Below are 19,574 nucleotides of genomic sequence, written 5' to 3'. Positions count from 1 at the left end.
CCTTACTTGGCGGCGATGACCTTGGCCATTTCCAGGCACTTGTTGGAGTAGCCCCACTCGTTGTCGTACCAGGTCACCAGCTTGACGAAGGTGCCGTCCAGGGCGATACCGGCATCGGCGTCGAACACCGAGGTGCAGGTTTCGCCGCGGAAATCGGTGGCCACCACCTTGTCTTCGGTGTAGCCGAGGATGCCCTTCAGCGCGCCTTCGCTCTGTGCCTTCACTTCAGCGCAGATCTCGGCGTAGGTGGCTTCCTTCTCCAGCTCGACGGTCAGGTCGACCACCGACACATCCGAGGTCGGGACGCGGAAGCTCATGCCGGTCAGCTTCTTGTTCAGTTCCGGGATGACCACGCCGACGGCCTTGGCCGCACCGGTGGACGACGGAATGATGTTCTCCAGGATGCCACGGCCACCGCGCCAGTCCTTGTTGGACGGGCCATCGACGGTCTTCTGGGTGGCGGTTGCCGCATGCACGGTGGTCATCAGGCCGCGCTTGATGCCCCACTTGTCGTTGATGACCTTGGCCAGCGGGGCCAGACAGTTGGTGGTGCACGAAGCGTTGGAGATGATCGCCTGGCCGGCGTAGGTCTTGTCGTTCACGCCGTACACGAACATCGGCGTGTCGTCCTTCGACGGGGCCGACATGATGACCTTCCTGGCGCCGGCATCGATGTGCTTCTGCGCGGTTTCCTTGGTCAGGAACAGGCCGGTGGCTTCCAGCACCACGTCGGCGCCGACTTCGTCCCACTTCAGGTTGGCCGGGTCGCGCTCCTGGGTCAGGCGGATCTTCTTGCCGTTGACCAGCAGGTCGTTGCCCTGCACCGCCACGTCGGCCTTGAAGCGGCCGTGCACGGAGTCGTACTTGAGCATGTAGGCCAGGTAATCCGGCTCCAGCAGATCGTTGATGGCCACGATTTCGATGTCGTCGCCGAAGTTCAGCACCGCCGAGCGCAGGACGTTACGCCCGATGCGACCGAAACCGTTGATACCAACCTTGATTGCCATTTCTCAAGCTCCTGCGGCCGCGACAGGTGCGGCGGGATGGATAGGGCCCACAAGTCTAGCAAACCGCCGCTGGCCACCGTGGGCCAGCCGGGCCCCGCGGCGGGCTGCCGGACAGGATTTGATCCGGATCAAAGCGTTAGCGCGGCGTGAGGCCGAGACTGTCGCCATCCACCCAGCAACGAGATCACCCCCATGCGCAAGACCTCCCCCCTGATCGTGGCCAGCCTGGCCGCCGCCCTGTCCCTCGCCGCCGCCCCGGCCATGGCCCAGTCCAAGGGCGACTGGACCGTCTCGGCCGGCATCCACCAGGTGGCACCGAAGTCGAACAACGGCTGGCTGGCGGGCCACACCCTGAAGGTCGACGTCGACAACGACGTCAAGCCGACCATCACCGGCGAGTACTTCATTGCCGACAACCTGGGCATCGAAGTGCTGGCCGCGCTGCCGTTCAAGCACGACATCAACATCAACGGCCTGGGCCGCGTCGGCAGCACCAAGCAGCTGCCGCCGGTGGTGACCCTGCAGTACCACTTCAACAGCAAGGGCAAGGTGTCGCCGTTCGTCGGTGCGGGCGTGAACTACACCACCTTCTTCAGCGAAGACACCACCGGTGCATTGGCCGGCAGCAAGCTGAAGCTGCAGGATTCGTGGGGCCTGGCCGCGCATGCGGGCGTGGACTTCGCGATCGGCGAGAAGGGTGCCCTGCGCGTGGACATGCGCTGGATCGACATCGACAGCAAGGTGAAGTTGAACGGCGAGAAGATCGGCACCGTCAACATCGATCCGCTGGTCTACGGCGCTTCGTACGTCTTCAAGTTCTAAGCGGTGTGTTGCACGCGGGGGCGTCGCCCCCGCTCCCCCGCGCACGCAAAACCCTCGCAGCATGTTGCCCCGGTGATTGCCGGGGCTTTTTTGTTGCGCGAAAAGCACCGGCTTCTGCAATTGGGTGGAGCGGGTGGGCTGATCGGGACACGCCGTAAATACGTCCCTGTAGGCTCGATCGCCGCATCCATGCGGCGAACGGTCCCGATCAGCCCACCCGCTCCACCCTTCCTATCTGCGCGCGCGTGCCAGCTCAAGCAAAGGCAAGAGCAGAACCCGTGCATCCGAGGCGCAATGATTGCCTGTAATTGCAGGAGGCCGATTTTGATCCTGCATTTGTTTTTGATGTTGCCTTTGACGTTTGCGTCCGCCTTCGCGGCCATGTTGGATGGGGGCTGCAGGGGCAGGCGCTGCGGGACCGTCCGCGGCATGGATGCCGCGGCCGAGCTTACAGGGATGTACTTGCAGCGTGTCCCGCAGCGCCTGCCCCTGCAGCCAGCCCTAAGCAGACAGGAACGCGCCGCTCTCCAATCCATCTCCCCCCGCTAGAATGTGTGCATGAAAGCCCTGCACTCCCTGTTCCTCGCCGCCGCCCTGGCGCCGGCCCTGCTGTCCGTCTCCGCCCCCGCCCATGCCTGGGGCGCGCAAGGCCACCGCCTGGTTGCCGAAGTCGCCGACGCCCGCCTCAACCCCGCCGCCCGCGCCGAAGTGGACCGCCTGCTGGCCACCGAAGCGGACGCCACCCTGGCAAGCATCGCGCCGTGGGCCGACCAGCTGCGCGCCAAGGACCCCGGCCTGGGCCGTCGTTCGGCCGGCTGGCACTACGTCAACATCGCCGAAGACGACTGCCACTACGAAGCACCGAAGCACTGCAGGAACGGCAACTGCATTGTCGAGGCCCTGAAGGCACAGAGCGCCATCCTGGGCGACCGCAGCCTGACCGATGGCGAGCGCCTGCAGGCACTGAAGTTCGTCGTGCATCTGGTCGGCGACATCCACCAGCCGATGCATGCCGGTTACGCTCACGACAAGGGCGGCAACGATTTCCAGCTGCAGTTCGGCAACCGCGGTACCAACCTGCACTCGCTGTGGGACAGCGGCATGCTCAACACCCGCAAGCTGGACGATGCCGGCTACCTGCCGGTGCTGCAGGGCCAGCGCGCGCCAAAGCTGGCGCGCCAGTCCAACCCGCAGCGCGACCCGCAGCCCTGGGCTGAAGCCAGCTGCCGCATCTCCATGCAAGCTGGCGTTTATCCGGCGTCGCATAAAATCGGTGACGAATACACCGAGCGCTACCGGCCGCTGGCTGAAGCGCAGCTGCGACTGGCCGGTGAAAACCTGGCGCAGTTGCTGAACCGCGTGCTCGGCACGCGCTGAGGAGAGTTCCGATGCCGGTCCAGGTGCAGTCGTTCTTCCACCGTGACAGCAATACCTTCAGCTACTTGGTCAGCGACCCGGCCAGCGGTGAGGCGGCGCTGATCGACCCGGTCCTGGACTACGACCCGGACACCGACGCCAGCAGCGAATCACCGCTGCGTGCGGCATTGCAGGCCATCGAACGGGAGGGCCTGCAGCTGCGCTGGCTGCTGGAAACCCATGCCCATGCGGACCATGTGTCGGCCGGGCGCCGGCTCAAGCAGCGCTTCCCGCAGGCCACGCTGGCCATCGGTGAAGGCATCCGCGCAGTGCAGGCCACGTTCGCGCCGCGCTATGGCCTGCAGCTTCCGGCCGCCGATGAGATCTTCGATCACCTGTTCAGCGACGGCGAAACCTTTGCCATTGGCGAGCTGCAAGGACAGGTGATCGCCGTGCCCGGCCACACCAGCGACAGCATCGCCTACCTGATCGGCGATGCGCTGTTCACCGGCGACTCGCTGTTCATGCCCGACGGCGGCACCGCCCGCTGCGACTTCCCGGGCGGTGACGCCGCACAGCTGTACCGCTCAATCCAGCGCCTGCTGGCCCTGCCCGATGCCACCCGCGTGTTCGTCTGCCACGACTACGGCCCGGGCGGCCGTGACTTCGCCAACGAAACCACCATCGGCGAACAGCGCGCGCACAACATCCACGTGCACGACGGCGTGGCCGAGGCGGAGTTCGTCAGCGTGCGCCAGGCCCGCGATGCCACACTGGAAGAACCGAAGCTGATGCAGCCGGCGGTGAAGGCCAACATCCAGGGCGGAGCCTGACGTACGCCGGGCAGAGCCCGGCGCCATCGGTTTCCATCACGGACCGCGAGCGTTCATTTTCCCTGCGTGCGCACCACATGCTGGCCCTTCACGATCTCGAAGGTGAAGGCGTACTGCAGGGTGACCGCCACCGGCTCGACCCGTTCGGCGCCCCGGCAGTCACCGCGGTCGGCAGGCACCTTGCCAGCCGCGAAGTGGCAGACCGCTGCGGACGCGTACTTCCACATCGCCACGGCCTCCTGCGCAGCCTCAATCAGGGGCGCATTCTCGCGTGCGGCTCCTGCGGCGCAGTCCTGGCGATCAGTCAGCGGCATGCTGCGTTCGACACCGCCCTGCGCATCCACCACTACCTGCAGGCAGATGGTGGTCGGCGCCAGTTCCGCACGCGGGTCACGATCGCCGACCTCCGGGTCCGGTGCCGCGTACAACTGCGGCATCCGGTAGCCCTCGGTCGCACCCAGCGAATACGCCTGCAACTGCCCACTGCCACCGCCCGCCTGCGGCTGCAGTCGCTGGTGGCCGACATTCTCGCTGCGGGTGTGCACGGTGGCCAGCCGTTCCTGGCTCGCACACCCCATCATCAGCGCCGCCACCACGAGCAGCGGCGCGGACTTCACTGGGCGTCCTCGCTGTTGTCCATCGCAAAGGTGATCGGAATCTTCACTGCGCCTGCCACCGGCTTGCCGTTCTTCATCGCCGGCCGATAGGTCCAGCTGCGTGCCGCAGCGATCGACACCGCGTCGAACACGCCCGGATTGGTGGCACTGAGCACGCGGACATCGCTGGGACGCCCCTGCGCATCCACCTCCACGCGCAGGTTCACCACGCCTACCTGGCGCTGCTCGAACGCGGATTTTGGATAGGACGGCGGTGGCATCCTGTCGACCTGGATCGGACGGTCCAGCCCAGCCTTGGCCGCATCTTCCTCAGCGTGCTCGAACTGCTCGACACCGATCCCCGGGCTCCCGGCCGCGCCGCCCTGGCTGGCCCATGCCACCGCCCCCATGCCCACACACAACCCGACCACCAGCACCTGCCCGGACACCCACGGCAATGCCTTCCGCTTGGACTGCTTCAACATGGCGATACGCTCCTTCAACACGGGTTGGCTGCGCCAATGGCAGACCGCGGGCGCAACCGGGTGGACCAGCTGCGCCTTCAGCAGCGTGCTGGCGTAGAGGCCGCGCAGCGTCGGCTGCGGGGCCATGGTGCGGGCGTCGCAGGCCAGTTCCTGGTCGCGCAGGAAGCGGCCCGCGGCCCACGGCTGAAGCGGGTGGAACCAGAACACCGCGCGCACCAGCAGCAGCGCACCGTTGGCCCAGTGATCGCCATGACGGTGATGGCTGCGCTCGTGCTGCAGGATCAAGCTCTGTTCCTGCGCGGTGAACTGCTGGTCGAAGTCCGGGCCAACCACGATACGCGGCCGCCACAGGCCAACCAGCGCTGGCAGGCCTGGGTCGCCACTGGCCTGCCAGCTGCCATCGGCGCGCGGCTTCAGCGGGCCCATGCGCCGTTCGAAACGACGCTGTGCGCGCAGGTCGCGCAGCAGGCAGATGCCCATGCCCAGCGCCCAGGCCAGCAGCAACAGCGGTGCCCATGGCAGCGACGGCCCTGCCAGTCCGTTCACCGCCCCTGGCTCGACTTTCAGCGGCACTGTCGGCACGTGCTGCAGCAGCGCAGCCTGCGGCAATGGCAGCAGCAAGGTCACCAGCAGCATCGGCAACAACCACCAGCTGCGATAGGCCAGCCCAGCGCCCCCCATCCACACCAGCAGCGGTCGCAGCACGGCCAGCAGGATCACCCCCATGGCCAGCCACACGCTGGCCTGCCACAGTCCACCGAGCAGCTCAGTCATGATCCAGCTCCTGGATCAGCTTCTTCAAGTCGGCGATGTCCTGTGCGCTCAGCTGGCCGCGTTCGCTGAAGTGCGCGACCAGCGGCGCCACGCGCCCTTCGAAGACACGGCCGATGAAGTCCTGGCTCTGTGCCTCCACCCACGCCTGGCGCTGCAACAGCGGGCGGTACAGATAGCGCCGGCCATCGCGCTCGGCGGCGATCGCGCCCTTGGTCAGCAGGCGGTTGAGCAGGGTCTTGATGGTCGGCTCGGCCCAGTCGCGGTGGGCCAGCGCGGCCACCACGTCATCGGCGCTACGCGGTGCCTGCTGCCACAGCACCTCCATCACAACGGCTTCGGCTTCGCTGATCGGGCTCATGATTTACATCCGTAATCGATGGTCTGATTACGCGCGTAATCGAATCTCCTGTCAAGCCCCTCGACTCCGGATTCATCGGCTGTGCGCCAGCATCGAGCCCTCCCGGTCGAGGCTTCGGATGAAAGCGCTTCCCAAGAAGGAATTCCCGGTCGAGCAGGCTCGCCGCTTCCTCGAACCCGGCCCGATCGTGCTGGTCAGCACCGCCTGGGGTGGCCAGCGCAACCTGATGACGATGGGCTGGCACATGGTGATGGGCTTCTCGCCGTCGCTGGTCGCCACCTACCTGTGGGACGCAAACCACAGCCACGCGTTGGCGCGCGGCAGCGGCGAGTGCGTGATCAACGTGCCCGGCGTGGAACTGCTCGATACCGTGGTGGACATCGGCAACTGCAGCGGCCGTGAGGTCGACAAGTTCGCCCGTTTCGGGCTCGATGCCCTGCCCGCGCGCGAGGTCGGCGCGCCGCTGGTGGGGCAATGCCATTCGTGCTTCGAATGCCGCTTGTACGACGACAGCCAGGTGGCGTCGAGCAATCTGTTCATCTGGGAGATCGTGCGCGCCCATGTTGCGCCCCGGCCGAAACTGCCGCGCACGGTGCATTACCGCGGCGATGGGCAGTTCATGGTGTCCGGCGCAGAAGTCTCGCGTCGACGGCGGTTCAAGCCCGACATGCTGTAATGCCCGCACTCCCCCACACGCAGGACCGCCGCGCATGACCGAACACCTCACCGACCTGGACGCCGCCGTCGACTGGCTGTTTGCGCGCGTGGACGGGCCGCTGCGGATCGGGGCACCGCTGGCACTGGGCAAGCCGCATCGACTGCTCAACGCCCTGTATGCGCGCGTCGAGCACGATCCCTCACGGCCGCTGCAGCTGTATACCGCGCTGTCGTTGAACCCGCCGAAGGCGCGTGGCAACGGCCTGGAGGCACGCTTCCTGGCGCCGTTCGCGCAGCGCCACTTCGGCGACGATTTCCCGCGCCTGGCCTATGCCGATGCGATCGCGCGCGACGCGTTGCCAGCGCACGTGCAGGTGGAAGAGTTCTACATGCAGTCCGGCGCCCTGCTCGGTTCGCGGCAGGCGCAATCCAGCTATACCAGCCTGAACTACACCCACGCCGCCGATGCGGTCGCTCAGCGCGCACCGCAGGTGATCGTGCAGAAGGTGGCGATGCGGCCGAATGACCGTCGGCTTTCGCTGTCGTGCAACAACGACATCACCCAGGACACGCTCGATGCGATGACCGCGCGCGGCCTGCCGCGTCCGTTGCTGATCGCCGAGATCGATCCGCAGCTGCCCTACCTGGCCGGCTCGGCTACGGTCGATGTGTCGTTCTTCGATCTGGTGATCACCCCACCGCCACCGTACCCGGCGCTGTTCGGGCTGCCGCGGCAGCCGGTCGGCGATGCCGACTACGCCATCGGCCTGTATGCCAGCACCCTGGTACGCGACGGCGGGACCCTGCAGATCGGCATCGGCACGCTGGCCGATGCCCTCAGCCATGCGCTGGTGCTGCGCCACACCGACAACGCACGCTACCGCCGCGTGCTGCATGCACTTGATCCGCAGCTGGCCAGCCACCCGCTCGTGCAGGAAATCGGCGGTGTGGATCCGTTCGAGGTGGGCCTGTATGGCTGCAGCGAGATGCTCAATGAGGGCTTCCGCCGCCTGGTACAGACCGGGGTGATCAGGCGCAAGGTGCACGACGACCTGGCGCTGATGCAGCGCATCGAGAACGGCAGCACGCTGTCGATCGACCACGCCACCCTCGCCGCAGAAGGCGAGTACCTGCACGGCGCGTTCTACCTGGGCTCGCCGGAGTTCTACGAGTGGCTGCGCACGCTGCCGGAAGACGAATGCCGTGCGATCGGCATGCGCCGCATCAGCGAGATCAACCAGCTGTATGGCGGTAACGAGGCACTGGAGCGCCTGCAGCGCCGCCATGCGCGCTTCTTCAATTCCTGCATGATGGCTACCGCGCTCGGCGCGGCGGTATCGGATGCGCTGGACGATGGACGCGTGGTGTCCGGCGTGGGCGGCCAGTACAACTTCGTGGCGATGGCACATGCCCTGCCGGAAGCGCGCAGCGTGCTGATGTTCCGTGCCGCACGCGATGACAAGGGCCGCAGGGAATCGAACGTGCGCTGGAACTACGGCCACACCACCATCCCTCGCCACCTGCGTGACATCTACCTCAACGAGTACGGCATCGCCGATCTGCGCGGCTTGACCGACGAAGACTGCGTGCATGCGATGACCGCAATTACCGAAGCGCCGTTCCAGGGCGATCTGCTGCAGCAGGCACAGGCCTCGCGCAAGCTGCTGGCGGCCACGCAACCGGATCCGGAGCGCCAGCAGCGCAACACGCCACAGGCGCTGGCGGCGGCACTGGCACCATTCCGCGCCGATGGCAGCCTGCCGGACTACCCGCTGGGCAGCGATTTCAACGAGATCGAGCAGGTGCTGGTCAAAGCGCTGGCCTGGCTGAAGGCCAACACGCAGACCCGCAGCGACAAGCTGCGCACCGTCTGGGCAGCGCTGCGGCAACCGGCCGGCGACGGCGATGCCGTGTACCTGCAGCGCATGGGCCTGCAGGCACCGAAAGATGTCGCCGAACGCCTGGACGCGCGACTGCTGCGCCTGGCGTTGGCACGCACCGCCTGAAAAAAGGGGACGGAGGGGATTAAGTCGTTTGTGCACAAACGACTTAATCCCCTCCGTCCCCTTTTTTGACGCGGTATCCTGTAGCGATGAAAGACGACTCCCGTTTCCTGCGTGACCTGCAGCAGCGCCAGGCTGCAGGCGAAGACCTGCGTTACCTCTGCTTCTGGGGCCACCAACCGCCGCGTAGCGGGGTTTCCGCGTCCTGTTTCAGCCAGTGGTATGACGCCGGCTTCGAGATCGATGGCGTGCACTACCGCACTGCCGAGCACTACATGATGGCCGGAAAGGCACGTCTGTTCGGCGCCACCGAACTGCTTGAGATGATCATCGCCAGCACTACGCCGGACAAGGCCAAGGCTTTCGGCCGCCAGATCGAGGGCTTCGATGAAGCGCGCTGGACGCAGTCCCGCTACGACCTGGTGGTGGAAGGCAACAAGGCCAAGTTCGCGCAGAACCCGGAACTGGGAGCGTTCCTGCGCGCGACCGCAGGCTGGGTGCTGGTCGAAGCCAGCCCGGTGGATTTCATCTGGGGCATCGGCCTGGCCAAGGATCACGCCGACGCGCACAACCCGGCGCAATGGCGCGGATTGAACCTGCTGGGGTTCGCGTTGATGGACGTGCGCGACGCGATGTAACGCTCATCCACGCATGGCGTGGATCCACTGGCACGGCGGCCGATTCGTTTCGCCCCACAGAAAAAGGGAAAGGCCGGCTTGCGCCGGCCTTTCCTTCATCACTCCATGTCGCTGCTTACAGCGCCTTGGCAGCTTCCACCACGTGCGCCGTGGTGATGCCGAAGTGCTTGTACAGCTGGTCGGCCGGGGCCGAGGCACCAAAGGTGTCGATACCGATCACCGCGCCGTCCAGGCCGACGAACTGGCGCCAGAAACCGGTGACGCCAGCTTCCACGGCCACGCGCTTGCGCACCGCATTCGGCAGCACCGATTCACGGTAGGCCGCATCCTGGCGCAGGAATACGTCGGTGGACGGCATCGAGACCACGCGGGTCTTGATACCGGCCGCGTCCAGCTGGGCCTTGGCTTCGGTGGCCAGCGAGACTTCCGAGCCCGTGGCGATCAGGATCACGTCCGGGGCACCGGCGGCATCGGCCAGCACGTAACCGCCGCGCTCGATCTGGGCGATCTGCTCGGCGCTGCGCGGCTGGTGCGGCAGGTTCTGGCGGCTGAACACCAGGCAGCTCGGGCCGTCCTGACGGGTGATCGCCGCCTTCCAGCTCACGGCCGACTCGACCGCATCGCACGGGCGCCACACGTCGTTGTTCGGGATATAGCGCAGCGAGGCCAGGTGCTCCACCGGCTGGTGGGTCGGGCCGTCTTCGCCCAGGCCGATCGAGTCGTGGGTATAGACGTGGATGGCGTGGGCCGGGATCAGCGCGCTCATGCGCACGCCATTGCGGGCGTAATCGCTGAACACCAGGAAGGTGGCGTCGAACGGAATGAAGCCACCGTGCAGGGCCAGGCCGTTGGCGATGGCGGTCATGCCGAACTCGCGCACGCCGTAATACACGTAGTTGGCGTTGGCGTCGTCGCTGGCAACCGATTTGCTGCCCTTCCACAGGGTCAGGTTGGAGTGCGCCAGGTCGGCCGAGCCGCCGACGATTTCCGGCAGCAGCGGGGCGTAGGCTTCGATGGCCAGCTGCGAGGCCTTGCGCGAGGCGATCGTCGGGCCCTCAGCGGCCACCTGGCCGATGTAGGCATCGGCCTTGGCAACGAAGTCGGCCGGCAGCTCGCCGTGCGAGCGGCGGGTCAGCTCAGCCGCCTCCGCCGGATACTGGCTGGCGTACTTGTCGAACAGCTGTTCCCACTCGGCCTGGCGCAGGGTGCCGGCGCCATTGGCGCGCCAGCCGTCGTAGATCGCCTGCGGGATCTCGAACGGGCCGTATTCCCAGCCCAGCTGCTTGCGGGTGGCTTCCAGCTCGTCCTTGCCCAGCGGTGCGCCGTGGCTGGATTCCTTGCCCGCCTTGTTCGGCGAACCAAAACCAATGGTGGTGCGGCAGCAGATCAGGGTCGGCTTGTCGCTCTGCGACAGCGCGGCCTCGATGCCGGCCTTGATGCTGTCCGGGTCGTGGCCGTCAACATCGCGGATCACGTTCCAGCCATAGGCCTCGAAACGTTCCGGGGTGTTGTCGGTGAACCAGCCCTCGACGTTGCCGTCGATGGAGATGTGGTTGTTGTCCCAGAAGCAGACCAGCTTGTGCAGGCCCCAGGTGCCGGCCAGCGAGGCGGCTTCGTGCGACACGCCTTCCATCAGGCAGCCATCACCCATGAACACCCAGGTGCGGTGGTCGACCACTTCCAGCTCCGGGCGGTTGAAGCGCTGTGCCAGCAGCTTCTCGGCCAGGGCGAAGCCCACGGCATTGGCGAAACCCTGGCCCAGCGGACCGGTGGTGGTTTCCACGCCCGGGGTCTCATGACGCTCCGGATGGCCTGCGGTGTGGCTGCCCAGCTGGCGGAACAGCTTGAGCTGCTCGATCGGCAGGTCGTAACCGCTCAGGTGCAGCAGCGCGTACTGCAGCATCGAACCGTGGCCGTTGGACAGCACGAAACGGTCGCGGTTGAACCAGTGCGGGTTGCTCGGGTTATGGCGGAGGTAGTCGTTCCAGAGGACTTCGGCGATGTCGGCCATGCCCATGGGCATGCCGGGGTGGCCGGACTTTGCGGTTTCAACCGCATCGGCGGCAAGGAAGCGGATGGCGTTGGCCAACTGGCGACGGGTAGGCTGCGTCATGGTTCTGTCGGAATCGGGAGGCGGCCGCGGACGTGCGGGCGGCCTATTGTCCCACAGACCCGGGGCCGGGTTCAGGCGTAGGACCAGATCCCTTGCCAGTGAAAGGGATCTGGTCCCGCCAACCCCTTACTTGGGCGCGGCGGCCTCGATCACGCCACACATCGACTTCTTCTGGAAGTCCTCGCCAGTGGCGTAGGTGGCCGGGGTGGTCTTGGTCACGGTGATCTTGGAACCCTTGCCCTCGGCTTCAACCAGCACGTTCCACGGCAGGGTGGTCTGGCCACCATTGAACTGGACGTTCTGTTCCAGGGTCAGCATGCCCAGGTCCTTGTCCACGCTGGCCACCTTCAGGCCAGACTTCACGCCCTCGATCTGGATACGCTTGAGAGCGTCGGCCGGGGTAACGGTGGGTACCACGTCCCAGGTGGTGAAGGTGCGCCCGGAGAAGAAGCTGCCGGTCTTGGTGTAGTTGGTTTCACAGGCCTTCTGGGCACTGGCGTCGAAAGCCAGCAGGCCCAGGGCGGCGACCATCACGTACGAAATCCTCATTTCTGCTCCCTTTCGCACGGCGCCAATCCCGACGCCTTCCATGCGTCGGAATAGTATCCATGGCATTCAGGGCGCGTTCAATCGAGGGGCGTGCCCAGCGCCGGTCCGTCATGGGACTCGCCCTTGGCCACCAACGTGGTCAGGGCCAGGTCGCCGGTCACGTTCAGTGCGGTGCGGCACATGTCCAGGAAGTGGTTCACGCCCAGGATCAGGCCGATGCCCAGCGGGTTCACACCGACCATCGCGCAGATCATCGCCACCACCGGCAGCGAGCCCGACGGCACGCCCGCCGTGCCGATGCCGCCGAGGATGCAGACCGCCATCACCATGATCTGCTGGCCAATGCTCAGGTCCACGCCAAAGAACTGGGCCAGGAAGATCACCGTCACGCCCTCGAACAGTGCGGTGCCGTTCTGGTTGGCGGTGGCGCCCACGGTCAGCACGAAGCGCGACACGCGCTGCGGCAGGCCCATCTGGTCCGCCACGCGCAGCGCGGTCGGCAGGGTCGCGTTGCTGGAGGCGGTGGAGAACGCCATCACCGTCGCTTCCTGGGTATCGCGGAAGAACGACAGCGGCGAGCGGCCGGACAGCCATACGGCAGTACCGTAGGTCACCACCATGTGCAGGCCGAGTGCCAGCACCACCACGCCCACGTACGCGCCAAGGCGGATGATCAGCTCGAAGCCGAACAGCGCGGCCAGGTTGAACATGAAGCAGGCCACTGCGTACGGGGCCAGCCGGATGACCAGGTTGATCAGGGTCATCGAGATTTCGAACACGCCTTCGATGGCGCGGCGCAACGGGGCGACCTTCTCATTGTCGGTCAGCACCATGCCGATGCCGAACATCAGCGCGAAGAACATCAGCGACAGGATCGCGCCGTTGTCCGACGCGGCCTGCAGCACATTGCTCGGCACGATCGACAGCAGCATGTCCATGCCCTTCGGCGTGCCATGGATGCCAGCGACGATTTCCTTGCTGCGCTCGGCGTTCTCCGACAGCATCATCGCGGCGACCTGCGGATCCACGCCGGCGCCCGGCTTGAGCAGGTTGACCAGCACCAGGCCGATGCCCACGGCAATGCCGGACAGCAGCACGGTATAGGCCAGGGTCTTCCAGCCGATGCGGCCCAGGGCGCGGATGTCGCCCATCTCCGACACGCCCATGATCAGCGCCGAGAAGATCAGCGGCACGATCAGCATGAAGATCAGGTTGAGGAACAGGCCCGACGCCGGGGTGGTGACGTAGTCCATGACCCACTTGGCACCGGCCTGCAGACCATCGACGCTGCCGCCCAGGGCGTGCACGATCAGTCCCAGGACCAGGCCGATCGCAAAGCCGATGCCCATCTTCCAATGCAGGGGCAACTTCTTCTTGTCGGCAGCAGCTGCTGTCATACGCGGGTTTCCTCGAAAAATGAATGCACTCTAACAAAGCGCGCAAGCGGCGCCGGTTCAGGTTCGCCGTGGCGGATAAAGCGGCGCCAGGCCAGTTTCTGCGGCACCCGTAGCCGCCGACCAGTGCGGTCCGTCACGGAAGACCTCACGCAGGCGCGTGCGCAACGGGGCCAGTTCGCCCTGCCCGCCCCAGCGCGCCTGCTGCAGGTCCAGCAACACCTGGCGTTGGGCCGGGTCATCCAGCCGGGCGATCACCTGCTCGATGCGCTCCACGCCCGCCATCGCACACAGACGCGCCTCCACCTGATCGAAACCCTCACCATCCAGCGCGCGGCGCAGTTCGGCCAAGCCGGCACGCCCGCTCACCACGGTCGTCACAGAGGGCTTGCCGGCTGCAGGCGCCGCCGCACGCGGGCGTCGGCCTCGCTGCCAGCCCCACAACAGGGTCAACAGCCACAGCAGTGCCAGGCCGATGGCCGCCGCCATCCATGGCCACGGTCGCTCGGACAGGCCGCTGGCGCGTGGATCGGTCGCGGCGATACGCGCATCCTGTCCATCACTGCCGGGCAGCGCGGCAGCGGTGTCGATCGGTGGCAGCGCTGCCGGCGAGGCAGTGGCGGCGCCGGTACCGGCCGCAACGGCCAGCGTCAGGTCCGGCAGCTTGGCTTCCTGTGCCTTGCCGTTGCGCACATCCCACCAGGGCAGGCGTGGTCCCGGCACCACCAGCGAACCCGGCTGGCGCGGCACGATCGAATAGCGGCGGGTGATCTTCAGGCGTGGCGTGCTGCCGTTGAAGGTCTCTTCGTACTGTGCCGGTTCGGCGAACACCTGCGCGGCGTTACCGACATCGGGGACCGGCAGGTCGGTGAACTGTGCTCGGGTTGCGCCTTCGGCAACCGCTTCGACCACCACGTTGGCTGCCTCGCCGGTACGGGCACGGGTGGGCGCGCTGGTGTAGCGCAGCTGCAGGCTCTGCAGGGGCAACCACGGCTGCGGCGCCTGTGCCGGCTGTGCCTGCACCTGCAACGTGCGGTCTGCGCCGGTGGCATTCATGCGGCCGTCGCCGCCGCCGAAGAAGTCATCGAAGAAGCCACCGGCGCTGCGGCCACTGAAACGTGCACCGGACAGCCGCAACGCGCCGCTGCGCTCGGGGATCAGCAGGAAACGCCGTTCGACCACGTTGTAGCGGCGCCCGTTGACCTGGCGCACATCGGTGCGATCGTCGCCCACGCGCTGCAACGACGCGCCCGCCGGGGTGTCCAGCACCAGTTCGCCAGAGGCCAGCTGCGAGGCGAAATACAAGCGCACCACCACGCCCACGCTCTGCTGCACATACGGCGTATCGTCATCGACGACGGTTTCGATGAAGGCCATCGCATTGCTGTCCGGCCCGGCCACGGCGGCCGCATCGACCTGCAGCGTCAGCGGCGCGGTTCGCACACTGCCCACCTGCAGGCCCGGTACCACCAGCGCACCACTACGTCGCGGCGTCAGCGCCACCCCATACAGGTTGCGCTGCTGCATGCTGCCATTGCTCCATTCCACCTGGCGGCTGCTGGTCTGGCCGCTCAGGTCGAAGTCGGTGCGCAATGGCGTGAAGTCGGGAGCGCCCTGATCGCTCTCGACATTGAGGGTGACCGTATCACCCATCGCGATGCGGTCGCGATCCAGCCAGGCGCGCGGCTGCGCCCAGGCCAGCAGCGGCAGCCACAGCAACAGTGCCGCCAGTACCGGCAGTGACCAGCGCCCGTGCATGTTGATCGCCCGCGTCATCGCCCTTCCCTCTTCCTGCGTTCGTTTTCCAGCTGGAACTTGGCCCGCAGCAACGCGCCCGGATCATCCGGCACACGCCGCATCCACGCCTCCACCGCCTGTTGCTCCTCGCGCTCGCGCGGCGTGCGGCCCTCACCACCCGGTACGGGTCTGCCGTCCTTGCCGGCCTCGCCCTCGCGTGCCTGCTGCATCGCCTGCTGCATGCGCTGGCGTTGCTGTTCGTCGGCCTGCGCCTGCGCCTTGGCATCCTCTACCTGCGGTGGTGCCTGCTGGCCATCGCGGCCGCGCTCGCCGGGCTGCGGGCTCGACGGGTTCTTGTCGTCACCCGCCCTGGGCTGCCCCTGCTGGCCCAACTGCGGCTGGCCCTGGCCGGGATTCTGCTGGCCCTGCTGCGGCTTCTGGCCCTGCGGGTTCTGCTGGCCCGGGGAATCGTTCTGCTGCTTCTGCTGCCCGTTCTGCGGTGGCTTCTGCTGATCCTGGCCTTTGCCACCCGACTGCCTGCGCTTGCGTGCGGCATCGACCACGGCACGGTTGGCGACCGCATCGGCCATGCCGGGATGCAACGCCAGCGCGCGGTCGTAGGCGGCGATCGCTTCGTCATAGTTGCCTTCGCGTGCCAGCGTGTTGCCCAGGTTGTACCAACCGGCATCGTTGTCGATGCCTTCGAACTGTTTGCGTGCAGTGGCGAAGTCGCCGTTGCGATAAGCCTGGACCCCCTCAGCCAGGCGCTGATGCTGCACCTGGTCGCCACGCTTCCACAGCGTGCCCTGCGCGGCCGGCGAAGCGTGCGTCGCAGGCACCTGCGCCTGTGCGTCATTCATCCACGGCATCATGCCGACCGCAAGCACCGCTGCCAGCACCGCACGACGACGGAAGGCCAGCAATGCCAGCAGCATCACCGGCGGCAGCAACCAGAAGCCTTCGTCACGCCACTGCTTGCCTTCGCCCGGCCGCTGCGCCGCCGTGCCTTCGCGCGCGTCGAGTACACCGAGCGCACGCAGATCGCTGTCATCGGCGGAGATGCGTGCATAGCGGCCGCCTCCGGCAGTGGCGACTGCGCGCAGGCTGCTCTCGTCCAGGGCGGCCTGGCGGATCTGTCCGCTGCCATCGCGGTAGGCCGCACCGGCAGGCGTGCCCAGGCCCAGCACCGACACCTGCAGGCCCAGGCTGTGCGCCTGCGCTGCCGCCAGTGCAGCTTCACCATCCGCCTGGTCGCTGACCAGCAGGATCTGCCCCTGCAGCGCACCGATCTGCCGCATCAGCCGTGTTGCCCAGTCGATGCCGCGGTCGGCACGCTGGCCATCGCGTGGCATCACGTCCGGCGACAGCGCATCCAGATACAGCGCAACATTGCTGCCGTCATCAGTCAGCGGCGCCACCGTGTAGGCATCATCGGCATACACCACCAGGCCCACCTGCCCGCCCTGGCGGGCGCGCAGCAGCTCGCCCACTTTCGCGCGCGCCTGCAGCAGGCGCGACGGTGGCAGATCGGTTGCACTGATCCGGCTGGACAGGTCCAGTACCACCAGCAGCGGTGCGCTGGCCTGGAACATCGGCTGCGCCTGCTGCCGCCAGCTCGGCCCGGCCATCGCCAGCGATGCCAGTGTCCAGCCCAGCAGCAGCGCCCATGGCAGGCGCACGCGACGCTCCGCACCCGCGGCCAGCAGATGTGGCAACAGGTGTGCGTCCACCGCCTGCCGCCACGCATCACTGCGTCGCTGCCGGTACAGCGACAGCGCGAGGATGAGGGGAAGCGCCAGCAGCGCCCACAACCACTCCGGTCGCAGGAAGTGCAATGCGCTCCAATCGGGGAGATTCGAAGCAAACGCGATCATCGGCGACGCTCCGGCCACAGCCAGGCCAGCACGCCCAGCAGCAACGCCAGCCCCAACGGCCAGGCATAGCGTTCTTCGCGCGGACGCAGGCTCGGCCCCTTCGCGGCGACCGGCTCCAGGCGATCGAGCTCGGCGTAGATCCCGGCCAGCTGCGCGGTGTCACGCGCGCGGAAGAACTGGCCACCGGTCATGCTGGCGATCTTCTTCAGGGTGGCCTCATCGACCGGATCCTGGTCGGTGGAAATCGGGATACCAAACAAGCGCATGCTGCCATCGCCGCCAAATGCGACCGTGTGGATGCGCACGCCCTCGGCGCGCGCCACTTCCGCGGCGCGCAGCGGCTCCAGCACACCGGCATTGCTGACACCATCGGTCAGCAGGATCAGCACGCGCTGTCCCTCCGGCTGGCTGCGCAGGCGCTTGACCGCCAGGCCGATGGCATCACCGATGGCGGTCTCGCGCCCGGCCAGGCCGACCACACTGTCGCGCAGCTGGTCGCGCACGCTGGCCAGATCCGCAGTCAGCGGCGTGAGGGTGTAGGCGCGGTCGCCGAAGATCAGCAGGCCGACGCGGTCACCCGCACGACGATCAAGGAAGTCGGCAAGCACGGCCTTGGCTGCGGTCAGGCGATCGACCGCCTGGCCGCCCAGCACCATGTCGCCCTCGCCCATGCTGCCGGACACGTCCATCGCCAGCATCATCTGCCGCCCCTGCTGCGGAGGCGTGATGGCTTCGCCCAGCTGCTGCGGTCGCGCCAGCGCGATGCACAGTGCACACCACCCCAGCCAAAGCAACAGCGTGCGCAGCCACGACACGTCGACGCGGCCACCACCGGACAGCGCTTCCAGCTCGGCGGCAGCGTAGGGGACGCGTAGTGCAGCACCCGGCGCTGCACGGCGCTTCCACCAGCGCATCAGCAGCGGCATCGGGAGGACCAGCAGGGCCAGCGGCCACGCCAGTTGCAGGTCCGGCCATGGCCAGTAACTTGCCAGCAGGTTCATCGGCGGCGCTCCAGCAGCATCGCTAGGTAGCGTTCGCGGGCCCAGCTGCGTACGGCCGCCACGTCGCGGTTGTCGACGCGCGGGCGATAGGCGCCTTCGGCCAACAGGCTGCGGTGGTCATCGGCCAACGTGCGCTGCGGGTCGAGGCGTTGCCACCAGGCGTCATCACGCAGCGATTCGCTGCCCGGCCGTGCATGGCGTGCGGCACGGCGCAGCAGTCCGGCGATGGCCGCCAGCTCAGCCGCAGCGTCGGGAGCGGTTGCCAGTTCCTGATCGAACAGCTGCAACCAGCGCTGGCGACGGCGGCGACGCCGCCACATCAGTACGGCGATCACCAGCAGCACCAGCACGACCGCCGCGCCGATCATCAGGTAACCGGGGGCCGGCGGCCACCAGGAAGGTGCCGGTGGCAACTGCACATCGCGCAGCGGCAGCGCGGCGCTCACGCCGGTACCTCGGTCGGTGACGGCGCCAGCCAGGCGTCGCTGGGCGCATCGGTGGAAAGCACCTGTACGTCGACACGGCGTGCGCCGAGCTGGCGCCGCAGCTCCTGCAGCGGCTCGACGAAGTGTGCCTGCCAGTGCGCCTGCACGTCGCTGCGGCGCAGGTCGAGGCCGATGCGCTGCTGTGCGGTCTGGAACTGCAGCGCCGCCGAGGGGGGCTGCAGTTCCAGCGGATCGACCAGCAGCACCAGGCTGAGGTCGTGATGCTGGGCCAGCGCGCTCCAGCGCGCGGGCGGAATGCGGATGGCCTGCTGCGGATCGGCCAGCACCAGCATGCGCGCGCCTGGGCGCAGCACGCGGCCGGCATGATCCAGCGCGCGCTCCAGGCCCAGATCATCGGCCGGCGGCTGTGCGTACCAGCGGGTCAGCGCGTCGAGCACGCGCAGCACGCCGCGTGGCCCACCCGCGGGGGCGATCGGCGCTTCGCGGTCGCTGCCACGCAGCGCGCCCACGCGGTCGCCACGGCGCTGCGCTGACCACGCGGCAACAGCACCGGCGCGCGCGGCCTGCACCGATTTGAAGCGCACGCGGGTACCGAAGTACAGCGCCGGCGACGTATCGGCCACGATCAGGCTGATCCGCTCGCGCTCGGCCTGGAACAACTTGGTATGGGCGCGGCCAGTGCGCGCGGTCACGCGCCAATCGATGTGGCGCGCGTCGTCGCCGGCGACATAGTCGCGCGACTCGGCGTACTCCATGCCGCGGCCGCGCAGCGGGGATGGCGCCTGGCCGGCGTTGCCGGTGCGGCCACGGCGCGGCGGCGGCGGACGCTGTGCCAGCCGGCGCAGCGCGACCAGTTCGGCCAGCTGCGGGCGCAGGCCGTCACCTCCGAGCGCAGACGGTGCCTGTTCCAGGGATGGATCGGTCATGCGCA

General features: G+C 67.4%; 18 protein-coding genes. 6 read left to right on the top strand and 12 right to left on the bottom strand.

The window, feature by feature from the left end; genetic code table 11:
• Nucleotides 1-2 precede the first annotated feature (2 nt).
• Nucleotides 3-1,007 (bottom strand): type I glyceraldehyde-3-phosphate dehydrogenase, encoded by a 1,005-nt coding sequence (gap, locus tag AC5P66_RS05695; RefSeq protein WP_099494640.1) that lies wholly within the window; start codon nucleotides 1,005-1,007, stop codon nucleotides 3-5.
• Nucleotides 1,008-1,199: 192 nt separating this feature from the next.
• Between gap and AC5P66_RS05690 the strand changes: the two genes are divergently transcribed.
• The 3 genes from AC5P66_RS05690 to AC5P66_RS05680 all read left to right on the top strand — a co-directional run bounded on the left by AC5P66_RS05690 (nucleotide 1,200) and on the right by AC5P66_RS05680 (nucleotide 4,018).
• Nucleotides 1,200-1,829 carry an OmpW/AlkL family protein gene (locus AC5P66_RS05690; protein WP_057499646.1) on the top strand — a complete coding sequence of 210 codons (630 nt, stop codon included), beginning with the start codon at nucleotides 1,200-1,202 and terminating at the stop codon, nucleotides 1,827-1,829.
• A 558-nt stretch (nucleotides 1,830-2,387) separates the two neighbouring features.
• Nucleotides 2,388-3,206: a S1/P1 nuclease gene (locus tag AC5P66_RS05685; RefSeq protein WP_099494639.1), complete on the top strand. Its 819-nt coding sequence runs from the start codon at nucleotides 2,388-2,390 to the stop codon at nucleotides 3,204-3,206.
• An 11-nt stretch (nucleotides 3,207-3,217) separates the two neighbouring features.
• A complete protein-coding gene (locus AC5P66_RS05680; protein ID WP_099486089.1) occupies nucleotides 3,218-4,018 on the top strand; it encodes an MBL fold metallo-hydrolase in 801 nt (266 codons plus the stop codon).
• A 53-nt stretch (nucleotides 4,019-4,071) separates the two neighbouring features.
• On the opposite strand, the gene AC5P66_RS05675 is transcribed toward AC5P66_RS05680, so the two are convergent.
• The 3 genes from AC5P66_RS05675 to AC5P66_RS05665 are packed head-to-tail and all read right to left on the bottom strand — an operon-like array spanning nucleotide 4,072 to nucleotide 6,231.
• Nucleotides 4,072-4,635, bottom strand: a complete 564-nt coding sequence (locus AC5P66_RS05675) for a hypothetical protein (protein WP_099494638.1) — start codon at nucleotides 4,633-4,635, stop codon at nucleotides 4,072-4,074.
• Complete coding sequence (locus AC5P66_RS05670) at nucleotides 4,632-5,873, bottom strand: M56 family metallopeptidase (protein WP_099494637.1); 1,242 nt, start codon at nucleotides 5,871-5,873, stop codon at nucleotides 4,632-4,634. The genes AC5P66_RS05675 and AC5P66_RS05670 overlap by 4 nt, the downstream gene beginning before the upstream one ends.
• Entirely contained in the window at nucleotides 5,866-6,231 is a 366-nt protein-coding gene (locus AC5P66_RS05665) for a BlaI/MecI/CopY family transcriptional regulator (protein ID WP_099494636.1), read from the bottom strand. Before AC5P66_RS05665 ends, AC5P66_RS05670 begins: the two co-directional genes overlap by 8 nt.
• Before the next feature lie 118 nt (nucleotides 6,232-6,349).
• On the opposite strand from AC5P66_RS05665, the gene AC5P66_RS05660 reads away from it, so the two are divergent.
• From AC5P66_RS05660 to ybiA, 3 genes are all read left to right on the top strand, one after another.
• On the top strand, nucleotides 6,350-6,907 hold the full coding sequence (locus AC5P66_RS05660) for a flavin reductase family protein (RefSeq protein WP_099494635.1): 558 nt from the start codon (nucleotides 6,350-6,352) through the stop codon (nucleotides 6,905-6,907).
• A 34-nt stretch (nucleotides 6,908-6,941) separates the two neighbouring features.
• On the top strand, nucleotides 6,942-8,894 hold the full coding sequence (locus AC5P66_RS05655; RefSeq protein ID WP_099486095.1) for an acetyl-CoA hydrolase/transferase C-terminal domain-containing protein: 1,953 nt from the start codon (nucleotides 6,942-6,944) through the stop codon (nucleotides 8,892-8,894).
• 86 nt (nucleotides 8,895-8,980) lie between these two features.
• Nucleotides 8,981-9,529 (top strand): riboflavin biosynthesis intermediates N-glycosidase, encoded by a 549-nt coding sequence (gene ybiA / locus AC5P66_RS05650; protein WP_099494634.1) that lies wholly within the window; start codon nucleotides 8,981-8,983, stop codon nucleotides 9,527-9,529.
• Between the two features lie 115 nt (nucleotides 9,530-9,644).
• Here ybiA and tkt read toward each other — a convergent pair whose 3' ends face one another.
• The 8 genes from tkt to AC5P66_RS05610 all read right to left on the bottom strand — a co-directional run bounded on the left by tkt (nucleotide 9,645) and on the right by AC5P66_RS05610 (nucleotide 19,569).
• Entirely contained in the window at nucleotides 9,645-11,642 is a 1,998-nt protein-coding gene (gene tkt, locus AC5P66_RS05645) for a transketolase (RefSeq protein WP_099494633.1), read from the bottom strand.
• Nucleotides 11,643-11,768: 126 nt separating this feature from the next.
• Nucleotides 11,769-12,191: a hypothetical protein gene (locus AC5P66_RS05640; RefSeq protein ID WP_238378513.1), complete on the bottom strand. Its 423-nt coding sequence runs from the start codon at nucleotides 12,189-12,191 to the stop codon at nucleotides 11,769-11,771.
• Between the two features lie 77 nt (nucleotides 12,192-12,268).
• Nucleotides 12,269-13,588, bottom strand: a complete 1,320-nt coding sequence (locus AC5P66_RS05635; protein ID WP_005418900.1) for a dicarboxylate/amino acid:cation symporter — start codon at nucleotides 13,586-13,588, stop codon at nucleotides 12,269-12,271.
• A gap of 57 nt (nucleotides 13,589-13,645) precedes the next feature.
• The gene (locus tag AC5P66_RS05630; protein WP_049411361.1) at nucleotides 13,646-15,361 is read right to left on the bottom strand and encodes a BatD family protein; all 1,716 of its coding nucleotides are present in this window, start codon (nucleotides 15,359-15,361) and stop codon (nucleotides 13,646-13,648) included.
• Nucleotides 15,358-17,196: a tetratricopeptide repeat protein gene (locus tag AC5P66_RS05625; RefSeq protein ID WP_099494632.1), complete on the bottom strand. Its 1,839-nt coding sequence runs from the start codon at nucleotides 17,194-17,196 to the stop codon at nucleotides 15,358-15,360. Before AC5P66_RS05625 ends, AC5P66_RS05630 begins: the two co-directional genes overlap by 4 nt.
• Nucleotides 17,193-18,197, bottom strand: a complete 1,005-nt coding sequence (locus tag AC5P66_RS05620; RefSeq protein WP_049438325.1) for a vWA domain-containing protein — start codon at nucleotides 18,195-18,197, stop codon at nucleotides 17,193-17,195. The genes AC5P66_RS05625 and AC5P66_RS05620 overlap by 4 nt, the downstream gene beginning before the upstream one ends.
• Entirely contained in the window at nucleotides 18,194-18,643 is a 450-nt protein-coding gene (locus AC5P66_RS05615; protein ID WP_049411369.1) for a DUF4381 family protein, read from the bottom strand. Before AC5P66_RS05615 ends, AC5P66_RS05620 begins: the two co-directional genes overlap by 4 nt.
• Nucleotides 18,640-19,569, bottom strand: coding sequence for a DUF58 domain-containing protein (locus AC5P66_RS05610; protein WP_049411372.1), 930 nt, complete (start codon nucleotides 19,567-19,569; stop codon nucleotides 18,640-18,642). Before AC5P66_RS05610 ends, AC5P66_RS05615 begins: the two co-directional genes overlap by 4 nt.
• Between the last annotated feature and the right edge of the window lie 5 nt (nucleotides 19,570-19,574).

The organism is Stenotrophomonas sp. YJH_SMC_122 (assembly GCF_059369535.1).
The sequence above is the reverse complement of the archived record's forward strand: the minus strand, read 5'-3'. Positions and strand labels throughout refer to the sequence as shown.